This is a genomic window from Rhodococcus sp. P3_B8, from assembly GCF_056402775.1.
Window position 1 is genome coordinate 1 of the sequence record NZ_JBFUGT010000001.1, and the last position, 18,759, is coordinate 18,759.

Genomic DNA, 18,759 nt, shown 5'->3' on the forward strand with positions numbered 1-18,759 from the left:
AAGGTGCTCGTCGCGAACCGCGGTGAGATTGCAGTGCGGGTGATCCGGGCCGCAGCCGATGCCGGCCTGGCCAGCGTCGCCGTCTACGCCGAACCCGACGCCGACGCCCCGTTCGTGCGCCTGGCCGACGAAGCATTCGCCCTCGGCGGGCAGACCTCCGCCGAGTCCTACCTGGTGTTCGACAAAATTTTGGACGCCGCCGCCAAGTCCGGCGCCGACGCCATCCACCCCGGCTACGGCTTCCTCTCCGAGAACGCCGACTTCGCSCAGGCCGTGATCGACGCCGGCCTGATCTGGATCGGCCCCTCCCCGCAATCGATCCGCGACCTCGGCGACAAGGTCACCGCCCGSCACATCGCCGAAAAGGCCAAGGCCCCGATGGCCGCCGGCACCAAGGACCCCGTCAAGAACGCCGACGAGGTCGTCGCCTTCGCCAAGGAATACGGGGTCCCCGTCGCCATCAAGGCCGCGTTCGGCGGSGGCGGSCGCGGCATGAAGGTCGCCCACACCATCGAGGAAATCCCCGAACTGTTCGACTCCGCCACCCGCGAGGCCGTCGCCGCGTTCGGCCGCGGCGAATGCTTCGTCGAACAGTATCTGGACAAGGCCCGCCACGTCGAAGCCCAGGTCATCGCCGACCAGCACGGCAACGTCATCGTCGCCGGCACCCGCGACTGCTCCCTGCAACGCCGCTTCCAGAAACTCGTCGAGGAGGCCCCCGCCCCGTTCCTCACCGACGACCAACGCCACCGCATCCACACCTCCGCCAAGGCCATCTGCAAAGAGGCCGGCTACTACGGCGCCGGCACCGTCGAATACCTCGTCCAGGGCGACACCGTCTCCTTCCTCGAGGTCAACACCCGCCTGCAGGTCGAACACCCCGTCACCGAGGAAACCGCCGGCATCGACCTGGTCCTGCAACAGTTCAAGATCGCCAACGGCGAACACCTCGACCTCACCGAGGACCCCACCCCCCGCGGYCACGCCTTCGAATTCCGCATCAACGGCGAGGACGCCGGCCGCGGCTTCCTGCCCGCCCCCGGCCCGGTCACCAAGTTCGTGCCCCCCACCGGCCCCGGCGTCCGGATGGACTCCGGCGTCGAAACCGGCTCGGTGATCGGCGGCCAGTTCGACTCCATGCTCGCCAAACTCATCGTCACCGGCGCCACCCGCGACGAGGCCCTGGCCCGCGCCCGCCGCGCCCTCGCCGAATTCCAGGTCGAAGGCCTGGCCACGGTCATCCCGTTCCACCGGGCCATCGTCTCCGACCCCGCCTTCATCGGCGACGGCACCTCATTCGACGTCTACACCAAGTGGATCGAAACCGAMTGGGACAACCAGATCGAACCGTTCACCGGCACCCAGCCGATCGACGAGGACGAGWCCSKGCCCCGGCAGAACGTCGTCGTCGAGGTCGGCGGCCGCCGCGTCGAGGTGTCCCTGCCCGGACAATTCACCCTCGGCACCGGCGCCGGCGGGCCGGCYGGGGCGGTCCGCAAGAAGCCCAAGGCCCGCACCCGCGGCGGCGCCCACGGCGGCGCCGCCTCCGGTGACGCCGTCACCGCCCCCATGCAGGGCACCGTCGTCAAGGTCGCCGTCGAAGAAGGMCARSAAGTCGCCGAGGGCGACCTCATCGCCGTCCTCGAGGCCATGAAGATGGAAAACCCCGTCAACGCCCACAAGGCCGGCGTCGTCACCGGCCTCGCCGTCGAACCCGGCGCCGCCATCACCCAGGGCACCGTCCTCGCCGAACTGAAATAGCTTGTGAGTACTTGGTCAACCGCCCCCGGTTGACCAAGTACTCACGGGTGGCGGCCGTGCATGGCGGCCGTCACCCGCGCCGCGGCGTCGCGGACCAATTCACCGATCTCCGCCGTGCGCACACCCGACATCGGCCGTGACGCGTCGGCGACGCACAGCACGACCGCGGGTTCACCGTCACGGTCGAATGCCGCCGCATTGATCGACAGCGGCTGATAGCTGCCCTCCGGGTCGATGTCACCGACCACGGCATCCGCCGACAACAATTTGCGCGCCTCCCGCAGCGCGACGGTCGAGCGGTGCCCGCCCACACCGCGACCGCGGAGTTCCGACACGGCATCCGCGAGCGAATGCTGTTGCTGCTCCATGCATTCCATCGCGTATCCGCGTTCCCGGACGCGCGTGAGGGCCGGCTCGTACGTCGCCCGCAGCACGTCCACCTCGACTCCGAGATTCTGCCCGCCGAGGGCATACCATTCCTCGCGCTGCTCCGGCGGATACCAGGCCGCGATCCCCGAACCGATGGGCGGCGCGAGCAGCACCTTGTCACCGAGCCGCAGGCCCAGGGTTCCGCGGCGACCCCCCACCGGCTGGACCACCTCCGCGACCACCACGTCGCTGCCCGTTTGCACGAACGCGATGGACGCCATGTCGGACGCGTCGGCCAGTTCGTGCATCACCGACCGCGCGAGGTCGACGACGTCCGTGGCCGTCTCGGCGGCGCGGCCGACCGGGATCAGCGCGGGCCCGAGACGGTAGGTCTTGCGGGTGGGGTGCCGGATGAGCCAGCCCGCCTCGGTCAGGGCCACGACCATCGGATAGCAGGTGGCCTTCGCGACGCCGAGGTGCCGGGCGATGTCGGCGAGGCTCCGGGGCGTCTCCGGCTCGTCTGCCAGGAGTTCCGTGAGCATCACGATGCGTTCGGTCTGCGGTGAATTTCGTGCCATGTGTTCGCATAATGCCACTCTGGCGTCGCACTGTGAACGGCGTTACAGTCGAGTCGTCTGAACGATCGCTAAATCACGTGGACCTCCGTCACAGCCGCTGCAGGAAGTGAAACCCATGAAACGCTTCGATCTACGTCGCCGGACCGACCGACTCGATCCCGAGACGCAGTACGAAGAGATCGCTCGCATTCTCGGCACGCAGGAATTTCCCTGGGACATCAACCAGGCCCTCAGCTTCGCGCTGTTCCGGACGTACGCCGTGCCGACCATCGGGCGGTTGCTGTTCGAGACGGGTGAATTCACCGAGCGCGTGCAGAAACGCTACGACGACACCGGCCTGATCCTCGACGCCGTCCTCGAACACGGCCTCACCAGCGATCCCGGTCGCGCCGGGATCCGCCGGATGAACCAGATGCACGGCTCCTACGACATCTCCAACGACGACATGCGGTACGTGCTGTCGACGTTCGTGGTGACCCCGGTGCGCTGGATCGACGACTTCGGCTGGCGGAAACTCACCCGCAACGAGATCGTCGGGTCCACCAACTACTACCGTGCACTCGGCAAGTACATGGGCATCAAGCAGATTCCCGAGACGTTCGAGGCGTTCGAGAAATTCCTCGACGACTACGAGCGTGAACACTTCCTCTTCGACGAGGGAGGCCGCGCCGTCGCCGACTCGACGCTCGAACTCCTCTGCACGTTCCCGCCGAACAACCTCGCGCCCGCCGCCCTGATCAAGCGATTCTCCTGGGCGCTCATGGACGATCCGCTGCTCGACGCGTTCGCCTACCGCAGGCCGTCCCGCCTCGCGCGAACTCTGTCGCGGGGTGCGTTGAAGGCCCGCGCCCGCCTCGTCCGGTTCTATCCCGTGCGCACGGTGCCCAAGTTCGCGCGCGACCTGCCGAACATTCGCAGCTACCCGACCGGGTACGAAGTGGAGAAACTGGGCACCTTCCCCAAAACCTGCCCCGTACAGCACACCAACGGTACGGTCGCGCGGGAAAACACCGCATCCTGAACCGCTTTGGAGATGTGATCGACGGAAAGCCATGTGTTCGAACTATTCTCGGACACACGGTGAATGGGGGCGGGTATCACCTGGTTCTGCCGTAACGTGGCTGCGCGTAGAGACCGTCGACAGGAAGGGATTGTGTGAACTTCTCGCGAGGGACCTTGACCGTTGCCGCATTGGCAGGAGCAGCCGCACTTGCTCTGGCGCCCACGGCAACCGCCGCAACCACCTATCAGATCTCCGTCGTTCCGCCGCTCGGGACCGTCTACGCCAACAACCTGGTGACGCTCGGCGCGCTGGTCACCCCCACCCCGACCGGCACGGACGGATCCACTCCGGTCGAACTCGAAATCACCGAGCCCGACGGCGACGTGAACACGCGAACCATCCCACTCACCCTCGGTGCCGGGACGGCAGCGATCCGGACGCACGAGGCCGGCCGCTACACCGTCGTGTTCACCTTCGCCCCACCGAACGGCACACCCGCCGAGACGACGACGCAGTTCGACGCCGTCGCGTCACCGGGGCTGGGCCTGGGTAGCTGACAACCGGAACCATGCCGAGACGCATCGCCGGTCAGACGCCGGCGGTGCGCCTCTTCTTCGGCTTGACGGGAGCCTCGGTGGACCCCACGGTCTTCATCGCGATCTCGACATACTTGCGGGCCACCGCGTCCGGGGTCAGCTTGCCCTCGGCGTGATACCAGCGCGGAATCGACTGGCACATACCGAGAAGCGCCCGCGTCGTCTCCGCGGCATCCGACACGTCGAAGAGCTCCCGCTTCTTGCCTTCCTTGACGATCTCGAGGACCAGTTCCTCCACACCCTTGCGGACCGTGCGGTAACGCTGCCGGTTCTCCGGACTCAGGTAGCGCACCTCGCTCTCGAGCGCCGCCAGACGGGATCGCATGGTCATCCGCAGCACGATCGCCTCGATGACGTTCGCGAGTCGCTGCACCGGGTCGTCGCCGCCGTCGGCGCTCGCGGCGTGGGCGCGCTCGAGGACGTCGCTGGTGGAGAGCTCCAGGAGCGCCAGGAGAACGGCCTCCTTGTTCTCGTGGTGGTAATAGAGAGCGGGTACCGTGACACCGACTCGGCGGGCGATGTCGCGCACCGACGTGCCGTGGAAACCGTGTTCGTAGAACGCGTCGAGGGAGGCGCTGAGGATCGGCGTCAACTTCGTGGGTTCGAGGCGGCGCCAGTCCGCTGCGTTGCCGACCTCGGTGGGCGTCGCACCCTTGGATGAGCTGACCATCAAAGACCTATCTACCGCTCGCTATGCCAGGACGGGTCAAGTGTAGCTGTTCAGGTAGTCGGCGAAGGTCTGCGGCGGCCGCCCGGTGAGCGTCTCGACGTCCCCCGTCACCACTGCCAACTCGCCGGCCGCGATCGCTGCGTACGAGGTCACCCACCCTGCGACCTCGAAATCCGGCGCCCCGAAGTGGGCGCGGGACGCGTACGCCTCGTCCAGCGTCTCGTTCTCGAACCACACCGAACGTCCGGTCACCCTCGTGATCGTCTCGGCGGCCTCCGCGAGGGTGAACGCCTCCGGCCCGGTCAGCCGATAGGTGACGCCGTCGTGGTCGCCGTTGCCGGTGGTGAGGACCGCCGTCACCGCATCGGCGACGTCGTCGGGCGCGACCGCGCTCACCCTGCCGTCCCCGGCGGGACCCCGGATGACGCCCTGATCGTCGGCCATCAGCGGGATCATCGACTGGTACCAGCTGTCCTGCAGGAACGTGTACTTCAGCCCGGTCTCCCGGATGTGCTGCTCCGTGAAGTAGTGGTCGCGCCCGAACGTGAACGTGCACTCGGGCGCCGCGCCGAGAAACGACAGGTAGACGATCCGCTCCACCCCGGCGGCACGGGCGGCGTCCACGGCGGTGCGGTGCTCCTCGCGGCGGGTGGCGCTCTCGTGTCCCGAGACCAGGAACAGCAACCGGACGCCGTCCAGCGCGGCGGTCATCGCCGGACCGTCGGCATACGTGGCCACCGCGAACGCGGAGTCGAAATGCTCGGCCAGCGGCTCGAGCCGCTGCGCGTTCCGCCCGATCAGCCGGACCCCGGCGCCGCCGCCGAGCCGCTCGAGCACCTTGCCGCCGATCGACCCCGTGGCTCCTGTCACTGCAATGGTCATGCCCCGCATTCTCCCAGCGCCGGCCCTCTATCCTGACGCGTATGACTGAACCCGTGGCAACCGCTGACCTGGCAGACGAGATCGGACCCGACATCCGGAGCTGCGACACGCAGTTCATCCAGTTCGGCGGCCGTGAAGTGTTCTCCGGCCCCATCACCACCATCAAGTGCTTCCAGGACAACCTGCTGGTCAAGCAGACCCTCGGCGAGCCCGGCAACGGCGGCGTCCTGGTGGTCGACGGCGACGCCAGCATCCACACCGCCCTGGTCGGCGACATCATCGCCGGACGCGGCGTCGACAACGGCTGGGCCGGTGTGATCGTCAACGGCGCGGTCCGCGACTCGGCGATCCTGAAGACCCTCGACATCGGCGTCAAGGCACTGGGTACCAACCCCCGCAAGAGCACCCAGACCGGCTCCGGTGAGAAGAACGTCCCGATCGAGATCGGCGGCGTCACGTTCAATCCCGGCGAGACCGTCTACAGCGATCAGGACGGCGTCGTCGTCCGCTGATCCGGCGAGAACCGAGCGAACCCCGAGGAGGCGTCGATGTCCGACGAAATCCGTTCCAAGGTAGCCGGGCTGATGCCCGCGGCCCGTGACGAACTCGCCGAACTGGTGGCGATGCGGTCGGTGGCCGATCCGCGGCAGTTCCCACCGGAGGAATGCGTTCGCGCCGCCGAATGGGTCCGGGACGCCTTCATCGGGGCCGGAATCGGCCAGGTCGAACTGCTCGCGACGTCCGACGGTTCACACGCCGTCGTCGGACATCAGCCCGCGCCCGACGGGGCCCCGACGGTACTGCTGTACTGCCACTACGACGTTCAACCGCCCGGCGACGAGAAGCTGTGGCACACCGACCCCTTCACCCTCACCGAGCGGGACGGCCGCTGGTACGGGCGCGGCGCTGCCGACTGCAAGGGCAATATCGTGATGCACCTGCTGGCGCTCCGCGCGCTCGGCACCCCGTTCCCCGTCGGCATCAGAATCGTCGCCGAGGGATCCGAGGAGATGGGCACCGGCGGGCTCGAGAACCTCGTCGAGGCCAGGCCCGAACTCTTCGACGCCGACATGATCCTCGTCGTCGACACCGGAAACGCCGCGGTCGGCCGCCCGACCGTCACCACAACGCTGCGCGGCATCGCGAACGTCGTGGTCCACGTCGAGACCCTGGCCGGGGAGGTGCATTCGGGCATGTTCGGCGGGCCCGCCCCCGACGCGCTGGCCGCCCTCGTCCAGATGCTCGCCACCCTGCGTGACGCGGACGGCAACACCGTCGTCGACGGGCTCGAGTCGGACCAGAAGTGGACGGGCGTCGACTACCCCGAGGCGCAGTTCCGCACCGACGCCGGCGTGCTCGACGGTGTGGGTCTCGCCGGTTCGAGTTCCGTCGCCGACGCCGTGTGGGCACGGCCGGCCCTGACGATCCTCGGCATCGACTGCCCGCCGGTAGTCGGCTCGGCCGCCGCCATCTCGCCGCGCGCATCGGCGCGCCTCAACCTGCGGGTACCACCCGGAATGGACCCGCAGAAGGCGCAGAACGCCCTCGCCGCGCACCTCGAGAACGCCGCCCCGTGGAATGCGCGGGTGACGGTGGAACGCGAAGCGGTGGGCTCCCCGTTCCGCGCCACCACCGACGGTCCCGGCTACGCAGCCCTCGGTGCGGCAATGGAGGAGGCGTTCGGGAAGGAACTGGGAACCGTCGGGCAGGGCGGCTCCATCCCGCTGTGCAACGTCTTCGCCGCCGTCGTCCCCACAGCGGAGATCGCCCTGATCGGGGTGGAGGAACCGCGCTGCCTCATCCACGCCCCCAACGAAAGTGTGGATCCCAGCGAAATCGAGAACCTCGCCGTCGCCGAAGCGCTGTTCCTGCAGAGGTTCGCGACCGCCGACCGTCAGGACTGAGAACTCACCCGAGCCGTCATCCCACCGATCTCCACGACGTCCCCGTCCCGCAACTGCCGGCCCCGCCGCACCTCGACCTCACCGTTCACCGACACGAGTCCGTCGGCGATCACTTCCTTCGCCTCGGCACCCGACTCGATGAGGTTGGCGAGCTTGAGGAATTGGCCGAGACGGATGGATTCGTCGCGGATCGGGACGGCGTCGTGGATGTCGGACATGCCTCTATCTTCCCTCTTGACCCAAATCGCGGCCCGACGGCTCACACTGAACACTGGAACACCTGTCTCCCGTGATCGGTACGTATCTCTCGCCGGGAAGGAAACGCTCGATGTCAGCTAGCACCGAGACACACCACGCGTCCGAGGCGGCCGTCCCCACCGCACCACGGCCCCGCCCCGGCCTCGGCTCGAAGAACGGGCGCCTGCACCAGGTTCCCCACATCGCGGGACTGATCCTGGGCGTCTTCTCGGTGCTCGTGTTCCTGTGGAGCATCTCGCCGGTGCTGCGCTACTACGTGCACGTGCCACGGGAATACGTCGACACCTACTACTTCGACGCCCCCGACACCAGCCTGTCCTGGGCTCTGGTGGTCGCGCTGCTCGCGGCGGCGCTCGCGAGCCGCAAGCGGATCGCCTGGTGGCTGCTCACGATCTATCTCGTTCTGATCCTGATCACCAACGTGATCGTGAGCATCACGGACAAGAACGTGAATGCGATGGTCGCCGCCGTGGTCCAGGTGGTGCTGATCTGCATCCTCATCGCTGCCCGCCCGGAGTTCTACACCCGAGTCCGGCGCGGCGCCGGCTGGAAAGCCCTCGGCGTACTCATCGTCGGGCTCGCCATCGGCACCCTCCTCGGCTGGGGACTCGTCGAACTGTTCCCCGGCACCCTGCCGCCGAATGAACGCTTCCTGTGGGCGCTGAATCGCGTGACCGCGCTCGCCGCCGCCGACAACGAACAATTCACCGGGCGGCCACACGGATTCGTCAACACCCTCCTCGGCCTGTTCGGTGCGATCGCACTGCTCGCCGCCGTCATCACCCTGTTCCGTGCCCAGCGCTCCCACAACGCGCTCACCGGCAACGACGAATCGGCGTTGCGCGGGCTCCTGCTGCAGTACGGCGCGGACGACTCCCTCGGCTACTTCGCCACCCGCCGCGACAAGGCCGTCGTGTTCGCACCCAGCGGGAAGGCGGCCATCACCTACCGCGTCGAGCTCGGCGTGTGCCTGGCCAGCGGCGACCCGATCGGCGACCCGGAAGCGTGGCCCCACGCGATCGAGGCGTGGCAGGCGCTCGCGTCCCAATACGGCTGGGCCACCGCCGTGATGGGCGCCAGCGAAACCGGCGCCACCGCCTACAACAAGGCCGGTCTCACCGTGCTCCAGCTCGGCGACGAAGCCATCCTCCGCACCCGCGAATTCAACCTCAGCGGACGCGACATGCGGCAGGTCCGCCAAGCCGTCACCCGCGTCCGGCGTCAGGGCGTCACCGTCCGGATCCGCAGACACCGGGACGTCCCCGCGGAGGAGATGGCCGAGACCATCCGGCTCGCGGACGCGTGGCGCGACACCGAGACCGAGCGCGGATTCTCCATGGCCCTCGGCCGGCTCGGTGACCGCCTCGACGGCGACTGCCTGCTGGTGGAGGCAATCGCCGAGGACGGCGAGATCGACGGCATCCTGTCGCTGGTGCCGTGGGGGCCGACCGGTGTCTCCCTCGACCTGATGCGACGCAAGCCGACCTCCCCGAACGGGGTGGTGGAGCTGATGGTGTCCGAATTGGCCACCACCTCGGATCAATTCGGCATCACCAAGGTGTCGCTGAACTTCGCGGTGTTCCGCTCCGTCTTCGAGGAAGGCTCCCGCATCGGGGCCGGACCCATCCTGCGGATCTGGCGTTCGATCCTCGTCTTCTTCTCCCGTTGGTGGCAGCTCGAGGCGCTGTACCGGTCGAACGTGAAGTACCAGCCGGAATGGGTGCCGCGGTTCCTCTGCTTCGAGGACAACCGGGAACTGCTGCGCGTCGGATTCGCGTCGGCCGTCGCGGAAGGATTCGTGACTTTGCCCCGGTTCGGCCGCTCCGGAACCCGGGACGCCCTCGAGCACACCGGCACCCACGCCGCGGTCCCCGCCGCACTCGTCGCCGCCGAAGGACTGCACTCCGACGGCAGCGCACCGGGCGAAGGCCTCGCACCGACGGCGACCGGCCCGAAACGTCCCGAGCAGGTCCGCGTCCGGCTCGACAAACTGGCCGGCCTCGCCGAACAGGGCATCGACCCCTATCCCGTCGCGTATCCGCCCAGTCACACGGTGACCGAGGCCGTGGAGTCGCCGGAGGGAACGACGGTCCGCATCGCGGGCCGCCTGCTCCGGATCCGCGACTACGGCGGCGTCGTGTTCGCGGTGGTCCGGGACTGGTCCGGCGACATCCAGATCCTCGTCGACGAGGCCCGGGTGGGCACCGACCGCATCCGGGCGTTCGCCGCCGAGTTCGACCTCGGTGACCTCGTCGAGGTCGCCGGCGTCATCGGATACAGCCGCCGTGGCGCGCTGTCGCTGCTCGCGAACGAATGGCGCATGACCGGCAAGTGCCTGCACCCCCTGCCGGACAAGTGGAAGGGCCTGTCCGACCCGGAGACCCGCGTCCGGCAGCGGTACGTCGACCTGGCCATCAACTCCGATGCCCGCCGACTGCTCGAGGCCCGCAGCGCTGTCGTGAAGTCGCTGCGCGATTCGCTCGGCGGGCGCGGCTTCCTCGAGGTGGAGACCCCGATCCTGCAGCAGGTGCACGGCGGCGCCAACGCGGCCCCGTTCCTCACCCACATCAACGCCTACAACCTGGACCTGTACCTGCGGATCGCGCCGGAGCTGTACCTCAAGCGGCTGTGCGTAGCCGGCATGGAGAAGGTGTTCGAGATCGGCCGCGTCTTCCGAAACGAGGGCGTCGATTTCAAACACAATCCCGAGTTCACGATCCTCGAGGCGTACGAGGCGCACAGCGACTACGAGAAGATGATGGTGCTGTGCCGGGAGCTCATCCAGACCGCGGCGATCGCGGCGTACGGACGCGAGATCATCATGCGGCCAGGCCCCGACGGCGTGCTGGTGGAAGTCGACATCTCCGGCGAATGGCCCGTCAAGACGATGCACCAGGCGGTCGCCGAGAAGCTCGGCGTCGACGTTTCACCCGAGACGCCGCTCGCGGAACTGCAAGGGCTCTGCGACGAGCACGAGATCCCGTACCAGTCCACCTGGGACGCCGGCGCCGTCGCGCAGGAAATGTACGAGCACCTGGTGGAGGACTACACCGAATTCCCCACCTTCTACACCAACTTCCCGACGTCGATGTCACCGCTCACCCGGCCGCACCCCACGATTCCGGGGGTCGCCGCGAAGTGGGACCTCGTCGCGTGGGGCGTCGAACTCGGTACCGCGTACAGCGAACTCACCGACCCGGTGGATCAGCGGAACCGGCTCACCGAGCAGTCGATGCTCGCCGCCGGCGGGGACGAGGAGGCAATGGAACTCGACGAGGACTTCCTGCAGGCCCTCGAACACGCCATGCCCCCGACCGGTGGGCTCGGCATGGGCGTCGACCGGGTGGTCATGCTCATCACCGGCGGCAGCATCCGTGAAACCCTCGCATTCCCCCTGGCCAAGCCGAGGCAATGACCTCCCGTGGCCGGGTGGCCGTCGCGGCGCTGCTGATCCTCGGCGCCGTCGGCTACGCGTCGTGGCTGCTCGAATTCGTCCTCGACACCGGCATCGATCCACTGCGGGGGTACGCGAGCGAACTCGCCGCAGCGGACCAGCCGTACGGAATCTGGTTCCGGACCGGCGACCTGGTGACCGGATGCATCGTCGCCGTGGCCGGGGTGCTCGGACTGTCGCGGTACTCGCAGGGCTGGGCGACGGCGGTCGGGTGGATCGCGCTGATCGTGTTCGCACTCGCGACCATTGCGGATTCGCGCCTGCCACTGAGTTGCGCGGCCACCAACGACCCCGCCTGCGCCGCGCGTGAGGCCGCCGGACACCTGCCCGTCACCCATGATCTGCACGCCGTGACCAGCGCGTCCGCCTCGACGGGAGGCGTGGTGTCGTCCCTCGCGTTCCTGTTGGCCGCGTTCCGCTACGGCTGGCCGGCCTGGTTGAAAATTACCGGCGTGGCCGTGGCGACGGTGTTCGTCGGGGGCACGATATGGACGCTGACGGCCGCGGGACTCCGCGGCGACCAGGACGCCTGGCTCGGGCTCGGCCAGCGTGTCCAGCTACTCGCCTTCTGTGGATGGCTGATCTTCGTGGCACTCAGCGTGATTCACGTCACCCCCGAAAGGGATGGTTCCACGTGAAACGTCCTGGGGAAATGGTCGCGGGAGTGCACGTAGTGGTCGACGGTGAGGGTCCACCCGTCGTCCTCTACGGCGGCCTGGGCGGAAACTGGTTCGACTGGGACGAGGTGACCGAGCTGCTGTCCGGGAGCTGCCTCGTGGTGCGGATCGATCGCCCCGGGTACGGCTTCAGTCCCCCGTCCGCCGAGCGGCCGTCCGCCCGCGGCGAGGCCGGGAGAATCGCCGAGGTTCTCGACGCGCTGTCCGTGACCACCCCCGCGGTGCTCGTCGGCCACTCACTCGGCGGCATCTACGTCGAGGCCTTCGCCCGGCTGTACCCCGACCGAACCGGCGGCGTGATCCTGCTGGACGCCACCGTCACGGCCCATCCGCACCGTGTGATCCCGACCCGATGGCGCGTCACGATGGGCAGACGGGTGGCCCGAACGGCCAGCAGGGTGGGGCTGCAACGACTCCTCGGCCCCACGGTCCGCCGGATCCTGAACCACTCGACACCCCCCGACGGGATCGCACCGGGGACCCGTCGATGGGTCGAACGGATCTACCGTGAGCCGGCGTACCTCGAATCCTCGATCGTCGAGAACGCGTCGTACCCGGCGCTGGCGCAGGAGCTGGCCGCGCTGCGCGAGACCACGACGATGACGGCACCCGTCGTCGTGGCCGCCGCCCACACCGGACGTCCGACGCCCTGGGGGTCGGCGTGGATCCGCATGCAGCGACAATTCGCGGAGTTCCTCGGTGCCGCGTTCCGCGTCGTGCGTCCCGCGCACCACCACGCCATGATCGATCAGCCCGGCCAGATCGCGGCACTGGTACGGGAGCTGGCAAGCTGATCGACGTGCAACTGCTACTGATCCGCCACGCGCTGCCCGAGCTCGTCACCGCGTCCGACGGGCGCGCGGACCCCGCACTGACCGAGGAAGGTCACGCCCAGGCCAAGCGGCTGCCTGCCGCGCTGGCCCCGTACCGCATCGCCCGGATCGTGAGCAGCCCGCAGCGCCGCGCACTCGAGACGGCTGCACCGGTCGCCGAGGCCCTCAACCTGCCCGTCACCGAGTACGTCGGCCTCGCGGAGTACGACTACGACCTCGACCACTACATCCCGTTCCACGAGGCGGAGGCGCGGGCACCCGAGGCCTTCGCCCGGATTCGGGCCGGCGAGTTCCCGAAGTCCGTCGACGCCGACGCATTCCGGACACGGGTCTTCGAGTCCCTCGGCCGCATCGTCGACGAGTCCGGCCACGAGGACACCGTCGCCGTGTTCGCCCACGGCGGCGTCATCAACGTGTTCCTCCAGCAACTGCTCGGGCTCGACCGACCCCTCGTCTTCCCGATCGAGTACGTCTCCGTGACACGAGTGCTCGTCTCCCGCAGCGGTGAGCGGCGGGTGGCGTCGGTCAACGAGACCGGTCACGTCAGGGACATGCTGCGTCGGTGAGCGGTCGCTAGAGGCCCGGAATCCGGGGCAGCGGAGGGAGCGGAGGCGGCGGCGGAAGTGTCGGCAGCTGAATCTGCGGCAGACCGGGAATGAGGGGGCGCGGGGCGGGGGCTGGCGCGGGAGCGGGCTCCGGCACGCTCGCCTCCTCCTCTGCGGGGCCAGGAACCGACACCGCGGCCGACGACGGTGGCGTCGACACCGGTGCCGGCGCGGGCGACGGAGAGACGTCCACGTCACTCGGCTGAGTTGCGACCGGACGTGCGTCACCGTCGGAGCTCTGCAGGTGGCTGCCACCGACGCCGAGGCCGAGACCGATCACGGCGACGACGGCCAGCGCACCGCCCACCAGCGCGCCACCGCGGATGACGGGAGTGGCGAACGTCCCGGTGCCTGCGCGGTCCGAAGTATCCGAGCGTTCCTGCGCCAACAGCGCAGCGCCCTCCGCGGCCACCAGCTCCGGCTGCGCCGGCACGATCACCGGGAGCGCGAGCCACGATTCCATCAGAGACGCGACCAGCGGAATATGCGCGCCGCCCCCGATCAGAACCACCGCGTCCGCAACACGCCCGGACGATTCGATCACCTCGCGGGCCAGACGCGCCGACGCCTCGACGTGGCGCACGATCAGCGAGTCGAGAATGTCCTGCGAGAGCAGGAGCAGACCGCCGTCGCCGGGCACACACACCGCGGTGTTGGTGGACAGCTCTTCCTTGGCGCGGCGGCACCGGGCGTCGAGCGCCGACTCCGCGGCCTCATCGGCCGGTCGCGCGATGCGCTTCTCGCCCAGCTGGTGGTCGCGGATCAACCGGTCGACGAGATCACCGCTGATCTCGTCGGTACGGGCCGTCGCGAGCACCACGCCGGTGAGTCGGTCGACGACGGTGACGGTGAGGCCGGAGCTGCCGAGGTCGTAGAACACGAGCGTCGAATGGTCGCCGAGCTGTCCCGACTGCTCGAGCATCCGGAGCGCGGCCGCCACTTCCGGGACCAGCCGGCAGTCGATCGCGGCCCGCACGGCGGCGGCCTGCGCCTCGTCCCGGTACGCGACACCGAACACCTGCACGTCGTCGTCGGGGCGCTCGGCCATCACCGTTCCGATGGCATCGGCAACCAGGTGTTCCGGGTGCTCGAGGGCGGCGTCCACCGGAAACGACCGGATGACGGCCCCCTCGTCGTCCGGATACGCCACGCGTACCGCGCTGGCACCCACCGATACACCGAGAACTGAAACCATGGGAACGACTATAACGGTTTGATCACGGAACGCGTGTCGGGGCCTCGCGGCCCCCGGCGTCGTTATATGGGCTCAGAGCCCGGGGATCCGGGGAAACTCCGGCATGGGGAGCGGTGCCGGCGGCGGAATGGTCGGCAGCTGAATCTGCGGCAGACCCGGAATGAGCGGAGCGGGTTCGGCTGTGGTCGGCGGCGCCGACGTGTCGGACGGCACGACACTCTGACTCTCGGGGGCGGCCGGCGCCTGAGTCGAACTCTGAGCCTGCGGCTGGTACGTGGTGCGCACCTCGGTCTGCGGCGGGATCACCGGCTGCTCGTCGACCACCGACGGGGCGGCCTCCGAGGGCGGGGCCACATCCGTGGTCGTCGTGGGTTGTGGCGGTATCGCCTGCCGCGCTGCCGGCGCCTGCGTGTTCGACTGCGTGGCGGCCGGCTGTGCGTCCTGCTCCGAACCCTGCAGGAGATCGGTGCCGACGCCGAGTCCGAGACCCACCGCGGCGACCACGGCCAGGACACCGCCGGCGAGGACGAGACCACGACGCTTCCGGACCGGCGCGTGCTCCTCGAGCAGCGCCTCGGGCTCGGGCTCCAGCTCGGACTCGGGCTCCAGCTCGGACTCGGGCTCCAGCTCGGACTCGAGCTCCAGCTCGGACTCGAGCTCCAACTCCGGCTCGGGCTCCGGCTCGAACCGGTGCTCCGGCGCCGCCGCCCCGACGAAGTCGTCGGACGTCGGGCGCGCCAGCAGGGCCGCACCCTCGGCCGCCACCAGTTCGGGCTGCGCGGGGACGATCACCGGAAGGTCGAGCCAGGACTCCATCACGGATGTGACCAACGGAATATGCGCGCCGCCGCCGATCAGCACCGCGGCGTCGGGAAGGCGTCCCGAGCGGCGAATAACCTCGCGGGTCAGGCGCGCCGACGTCTCGACCGGGCCCACGATGAGCGAATCGAAACCGTCCTGCGACAGGAGGAGAAGCCCGCCCTCGCCCGGCATGCACACGGCGCCGTTCGTGGACAGCTGCTCCTTCGCATCGCGGCACCGCGCGGCCAGCGCAAGGGCGGCTGCCGCGTCGGCAGGGTGCGCGAAGCGGTGCAGTTCGAGTTGGTTGTCACAGATCAACCGGTCGACGAGATCGCCGCTGATCTGGTCCGAGCGCGCACTGCTCAGCACCATGCCGGTGTCCCGGTCGACCACGGTGACGGTGAGACCCGAACTGCCGAGGTCATAGAACACGAGCGTCAAGTGGTCGCCGAGTTCTCCGGACATCTCCAGCATCTGGAGCGCGGCCGTCACTTCGGGGACCAACTGGAAGTTGCCGATCTGCAGCCGCGACATCGCGGCCTGCACGGCACCGGCCTGCGCCTCGTCCTGGTACGCGACACCGATGGCCTGCACCTCGTCGGCTTCGTCGCGCTCGGCGAGGACCGTCCCGATGGACTCGGCAGCCAGTTCCTCCGGCCGTTCGAGTGTTGCGGTCACCGAGCGCGATTGGAAGATCGGCGTTTCGAGAGTCACGGCGTCGTGGCACGCGAAGCGCACCGCGCTGGCGCCTACCGATACACCGAGAACTGAAGTCATGACGCCGACTATAACGGTTCGGTCACGGGTCTCGCGCATGAAGCAGACCGGACGGCACGTCAGGCGCTTTTTTGCCGTACCCCAGTGACGCACATCGGGTTCCCGTTCGTGACATCCACGTCGAAACCTGCGGAAATCAGAGCCCGCGCGGCGGTATCCGCAACACGCCGCGACTTGTCACGGTCGTGTACGGACACCGCTCCGCCGTACACGAGGCGCAGGACTCCCCCCGGTCGGAGCGCCTCCCACAGGACGCGTATCTCAGCGGTCGCGTCACGCACCCAGAACACGTTGACGTTGACCGCGAACGCCTTGTCGAAGGAGGCCTGATCGCAACGAAATTTGGCGAGGTCGGTGTTCCGGAGCACCACCGTCCCCGTCGAGACGTGGGCGTCGTTGCGCCGCGCCGCCCGTTCGATCGCCGTCGTCGATCGGTCGATCGCGGTGATCCGTCCGCCGTCGAGTTTCTCGGCGACGAGAGAAATCGCTACACCCGGCCCGCAGCCCACCTCCAGGATCCGATCGCGAGGATTCACGTCGAGACGATCGACCGCCCACATGCGGGACCTCACCTACTTCGTCGGCATCACCATCGACGGCTTCATCGCCGACCCGCTCGCGAAGGTCCGGAAGCTCGAGGCCGAGGACAGCGCGCTGGGCGTCTGGGTGGCGGGCGGCGGCGAGCTCGCGGGCACCCTCCTGCCCGAGATCGACGAACTGGTCGTCAAGCACTATCCGGTGGTGGCCGGCCGTGGAACTCCGATGTTCGGCGGCACCTTTCAGCCCACCCACTTCGATGTCGTCCACCGGGAGGTCTACCCGAGCGGGGCCGCCGTCAGTCGGTTCCGGCGGCAACGTCGACGTGGGTGCCGAACCACTGCAGCGTTCGAGCCCAACCGTCCCGGGCGGCCGCCTCGTTGAACACGGCAGGACGGTCGTCGCAATGGAAGCCGTGTTCGGCTTCGGCGTAGCGGACGACCTCGGTGTCCACCGGGGCGTGCGCGACCGCGACACGCAGCTCCTCGACGTCGTCGGTCGGAATCCCCTTGTCGCGGTCGCCGAACAGGCCGAGCCACGGCGTTCCGAGCTGCCCGGCGACGTCGAGTTGCGACGGATATCCGAAGCGTCCCTTCGCGACGCCACCGCCGTAGAAACTCACCGCCGCCCCGAGGTCGAGGCGCGCCGCCGTGTGGAACGCGACCGTTCCGCCCATGCAGAATCCGACGATCGCGGTGTTCCGCGGGTCGATCGAGGCCGCCGACAGGGCCGCGACGGCCCCGTCGACGTCCTCGTCGATGTGCGCAGCGGTGAGCTCACCGATCAACGACATCGCCGACTTCATGTCGTCGTACTCCAGCACCGGATCGCCGCTCCGGTGGAACAGATGCGGCGCGACCGCGTGGTATCCGGCGGCGGCGAAACGACGGCAGACGTCGACGATGTGCCCGGTGACGCCGAACGCCTCCTGGATCACGACGACACCGCCGCGGACAGGACCTTCCGGGGTGATGCTGGTGAGTGGTGTGGTCACGAACTACGACTCTAGGAAACCGGCTTCAACGGGTGGATCGCCGGTGCCCCGGCGAGGTGCTCACCGAACGTCCCGAGCGCGGCCTGGAAGTGCGGCGACTTCATGTGCGCGTCGACCGCCTCCTGACCGGTCCACACCTCGACGGTGACGAAGGTTCCCGCGACCGCGGCTGATTCGAACACCTCGTACGAGATGCAGCCCTCTTCCTTGCGGCTCTCCGCCGCCAGCGCGGACAGTCCGTCGCGGACGGTGTCCTCGGAACCGGGCTTGGCAGGAATGGTCGCTACGACATGCAGATCGGACATCGACTCCCTTTCGTGAACGCCACCTCGTGTGGCCCGTCTCACGTAAGCACAGTTGGGTCGGCTAGGAAACCCGAAGTCGCGTCAAATAATCGGCGACCTTCGGTTCGTCCCAGCCGTGCGCTTCACGGAGACCGTCCGCGATGGTCGCGAGATAGGCGGGCGCCGGTGCGTTCCGGGCGACGACGTCACCGCGGGCCCGGGTGGTGAACGTGCACATGGGAACACCGTTGCGGGAGCCGAGAGTGACGAGGCGGTCGTAGCAGGCGGGTTCCTGCGCGTGGATGTCCTCGAACTGTTCCTGTGTCACCAGGAATGCACGGGCCGCGACGGTGCCGGGCGCGTCGGGGTCGTAGAACGCGCGGCCGCCACCCCAGATCCGCGACTCTCCCGCGAAGAACACCGAGCCGGGTATCACCACCGGTATCGACTCGCGCGGCGCGCTCCCGTCGCGGGCGCCCGCGTGCACGAGGTTGCCCCCGGCCGGGCAACCACCACGCAGGTAGCAGGTCAGACGCGTCGTCGCCATGTTCGATCCATAGCTGACGTACCAGATCAGCACA

General features: G+C 68.7%; 20 protein-coding genes. 10 read left to right on the plus strand and 10 right to left on the minus strand.

Going from position 1 to position 18,759, the window contains the following annotated elements; translation table 11 throughout:
- Positions 1–1,761: acetyl/propionyl/methylcrotonyl-CoA carboxylase subunit alpha (locus AC1D1G_RS00005; protein ID WP_477950409.1), on the plus strand; the 1,761-nt coding region annotated here is incomplete at its 5' end.
- A 41-nt stretch (positions 1,762–1,802) separates the two neighbouring features.
- Here AC1D1G_RS00005 and AC1D1G_RS00010 read toward each other — a convergent pair.
- Entirely contained in the window at positions 1,803–2,708 is a 906-nt protein-coding gene (locus AC1D1G_RS00010) for an IclR family transcriptional regulator (protein WP_477950411.1), read from the minus strand.
- Positions 2,709–2,823: 115 nt separating this feature from the next.
- Between AC1D1G_RS00010 and AC1D1G_RS00015 the strand changes: the two genes are divergently transcribed.
- Positions 2,824–3,729 (plus strand): oxygenase MpaB family protein, encoded by a 906-nt coding sequence (locus AC1D1G_RS00015; RefSeq protein WP_283334732.1) that lies wholly within the window; start codon positions 2,824–2,826, stop codon positions 3,727–3,729.
- Positions 3,730–3,863: 134 nt separating this feature from the next.
- Positions 3,864–4,268 (plus strand): hypothetical protein, encoded by a 405-nt coding sequence (locus tag AC1D1G_RS00020; RefSeq protein ID WP_105417032.1) that lies wholly within the window; start codon positions 3,864–3,866, stop codon positions 4,266–4,268.
- 31 nt (positions 4,269–4,299) lie between these two features.
- On the opposite strand, the gene AC1D1G_RS00025 is transcribed toward AC1D1G_RS00020, so the two are convergent.
- Both AC1D1G_RS00025 and AC1D1G_RS00030 read right to left on the minus strand, forming a co-directional pair.
- A complete protein-coding gene (locus AC1D1G_RS00025; RefSeq protein WP_005263375.1) occupies positions 4,300–4,977 on the minus strand; it encodes a TetR/AcrR family transcriptional regulator in 678 nt (225 codons plus the stop codon).
- Positions 4,978–5,013: 36 nt separating this feature from the next.
- Entirely contained in the window at positions 5,014–5,859 is an 846-nt protein-coding gene (locus AC1D1G_RS00030; protein WP_477950413.1) for an SDR family oxidoreductase, read from the minus strand.
- A gap of 41 nt (positions 5,860–5,900) precedes the next feature.
- Here AC1D1G_RS00030 and rraA point away from each other — a divergent pair, with 41 nt between their 5' ends.
- Both rraA and AC1D1G_RS00040 read left to right on the plus strand, forming a co-directional pair.
- Positions 5,901–6,371 (plus strand): ribonuclease E activity regulator RraA, encoded by a 471-nt coding sequence (gene rraA / locus AC1D1G_RS00035; protein ID WP_005563989.1) that lies wholly within the window; start codon positions 5,901–5,903, stop codon positions 6,369–6,371.
- 36 nt (positions 6,372–6,407) lie between these two features.
- A complete protein-coding gene (locus AC1D1G_RS00040) occupies positions 6,408–7,763 on the plus strand; it encodes a M20/M25/M40 family metallo-hydrolase (protein ID WP_477950415.1) in 1,356 nt (451 codons plus the stop codon).
- Here the strand turns inward: AC1D1G_RS00040 and AC1D1G_RS00045 are convergent.
- Positions 7,754–7,981 (minus strand): RNA-binding S4 domain-containing protein, encoded by a 228-nt coding sequence (locus tag AC1D1G_RS00045; protein ID WP_005263380.1) that lies wholly within the window; start codon positions 7,979–7,981, stop codon positions 7,754–7,756. The genes AC1D1G_RS00040 and AC1D1G_RS00045 overlap by 10 nt on opposite strands.
- 110 nt (positions 7,982–8,091) lie before the next feature.
- Between AC1D1G_RS00045 and lysX the strand changes: the two genes are divergently transcribed.
- From lysX to AC1D1G_RS00065, 4 genes are read left to right on the plus strand one after another with little or no spacing between them, the layout of a single operon-like run.
- Complete coding sequence (gene lysX / locus AC1D1G_RS00050) at positions 8,092–11,436, plus strand: bifunctional lysylphosphatidylglycerol synthetase/lysine--tRNA ligase LysX (protein WP_477950417.1); 3,345 nt, start codon at positions 8,092–8,094, stop codon at positions 11,434–11,436.
- Positions 11,433–12,113: a DUF998 domain-containing protein gene (locus AC1D1G_RS00055; RefSeq protein ID WP_280783126.1), complete on the plus strand. Its 681-nt coding sequence runs from the start codon at positions 11,433–11,435 to the stop codon at positions 12,111–12,113. The genes lysX and AC1D1G_RS00055 overlap by 4 nt, the downstream gene beginning before the upstream one ends.
- A 14-nt stretch (positions 12,114–12,127) precedes the next feature.
- Entirely contained in the window at positions 12,128–12,946 is an 819-nt protein-coding gene (locus AC1D1G_RS00060) for an alpha/beta fold hydrolase (protein WP_477950660.1), read from the plus strand.
- 5 nt (positions 12,947–12,951) lie between these two features.
- Entirely contained in the window at positions 12,952–13,551 is a 600-nt protein-coding gene (locus AC1D1G_RS00065) for a histidine phosphatase family protein (protein WP_005563981.1), read from the plus strand.
- A gap of 7 nt (positions 13,552–13,558) precedes the next feature.
- Here the strand turns inward: AC1D1G_RS00065 and AC1D1G_RS00070 are convergent, their stop codons facing one another.
- The 3 genes from AC1D1G_RS00070 to AC1D1G_RS00080 all read right to left on the minus strand — a co-directional run bounded on the left by AC1D1G_RS00070 (position 13,559) and on the right by AC1D1G_RS00080 (position 16,923).
- On the minus strand, positions 13,559–14,785 hold the full coding sequence (locus AC1D1G_RS00070; protein WP_477950420.1) for a DUF7159 family protein: 1,227 nt from the start codon (positions 14,783–14,785) through the stop codon (positions 13,559–13,561).
- Positions 14,786–14,857: 72 nt separating this feature from the next.
- Positions 14,858–16,363: a DUF7159 family protein gene (locus tag AC1D1G_RS00075; protein WP_477950422.1), complete on the minus strand. Its 1,506-nt coding sequence runs from the start codon at positions 16,361–16,363 to the stop codon at positions 14,858–14,860.
- A gap of 59 nt (positions 16,364–16,422) precedes the next feature.
- Positions 16,423–16,923 carry a class I SAM-dependent methyltransferase gene (locus AC1D1G_RS00080; RefSeq protein WP_477950424.1) on the minus strand — a complete coding sequence of 167 codons (501 nt, stop codon included), beginning with the start codon at positions 16,921–16,923 and terminating at the stop codon, positions 16,423–16,425.
- On the opposite strand from AC1D1G_RS00080, the gene AC1D1G_RS00085 reads away from it, so the two are divergent.
- A complete protein-coding gene (locus AC1D1G_RS00085; protein ID WP_283334723.1) occupies positions 16,922–17,284 on the plus strand; it encodes a dihydrofolate reductase family protein in 363 nt (120 codons plus the stop codon). The two genes, AC1D1G_RS00080 and AC1D1G_RS00085, sit on opposite strands and share 2 nt — an antisense overlap.
- On the opposite strand, the gene AC1D1G_RS00090 is transcribed toward AC1D1G_RS00085, so the two are convergent.
- The 3 genes from AC1D1G_RS00090 to AC1D1G_RS00100 all read right to left on the minus strand — a co-directional run bounded on the left by AC1D1G_RS00090 (position 17,199) and on the right by AC1D1G_RS00100 (position 18,758).
- Positions 17,199–17,894 (minus strand): dienelactone hydrolase family protein, encoded by a 696-nt coding sequence (locus tag AC1D1G_RS00090; RefSeq protein WP_283334722.1) that lies wholly within the window; start codon positions 17,892–17,894, stop codon positions 17,199–17,201. The two genes, AC1D1G_RS00085 and AC1D1G_RS00090, sit on opposite strands and share 86 nt — an antisense overlap.
- Before the next feature lie 11 nt (positions 17,895–17,905).
- Positions 17,906–18,199, minus strand: a complete 294-nt coding sequence (locus AC1D1G_RS00095; RefSeq protein ID WP_005249047.1) for a putative quinol monooxygenase — start codon at positions 18,197–18,199, stop codon at positions 17,906–17,908.
- 61 nt (positions 18,200–18,260) lie between these two features.
- Positions 18,261–18,758 (minus strand): hypothetical protein, encoded by a 498-nt coding sequence (locus AC1D1G_RS00100; protein ID WP_317570494.1) that lies wholly within the window; start codon positions 18,756–18,758, stop codon positions 18,261–18,263.
- Between the last annotated feature and the right edge of the window lies 1 nt (position 18,759).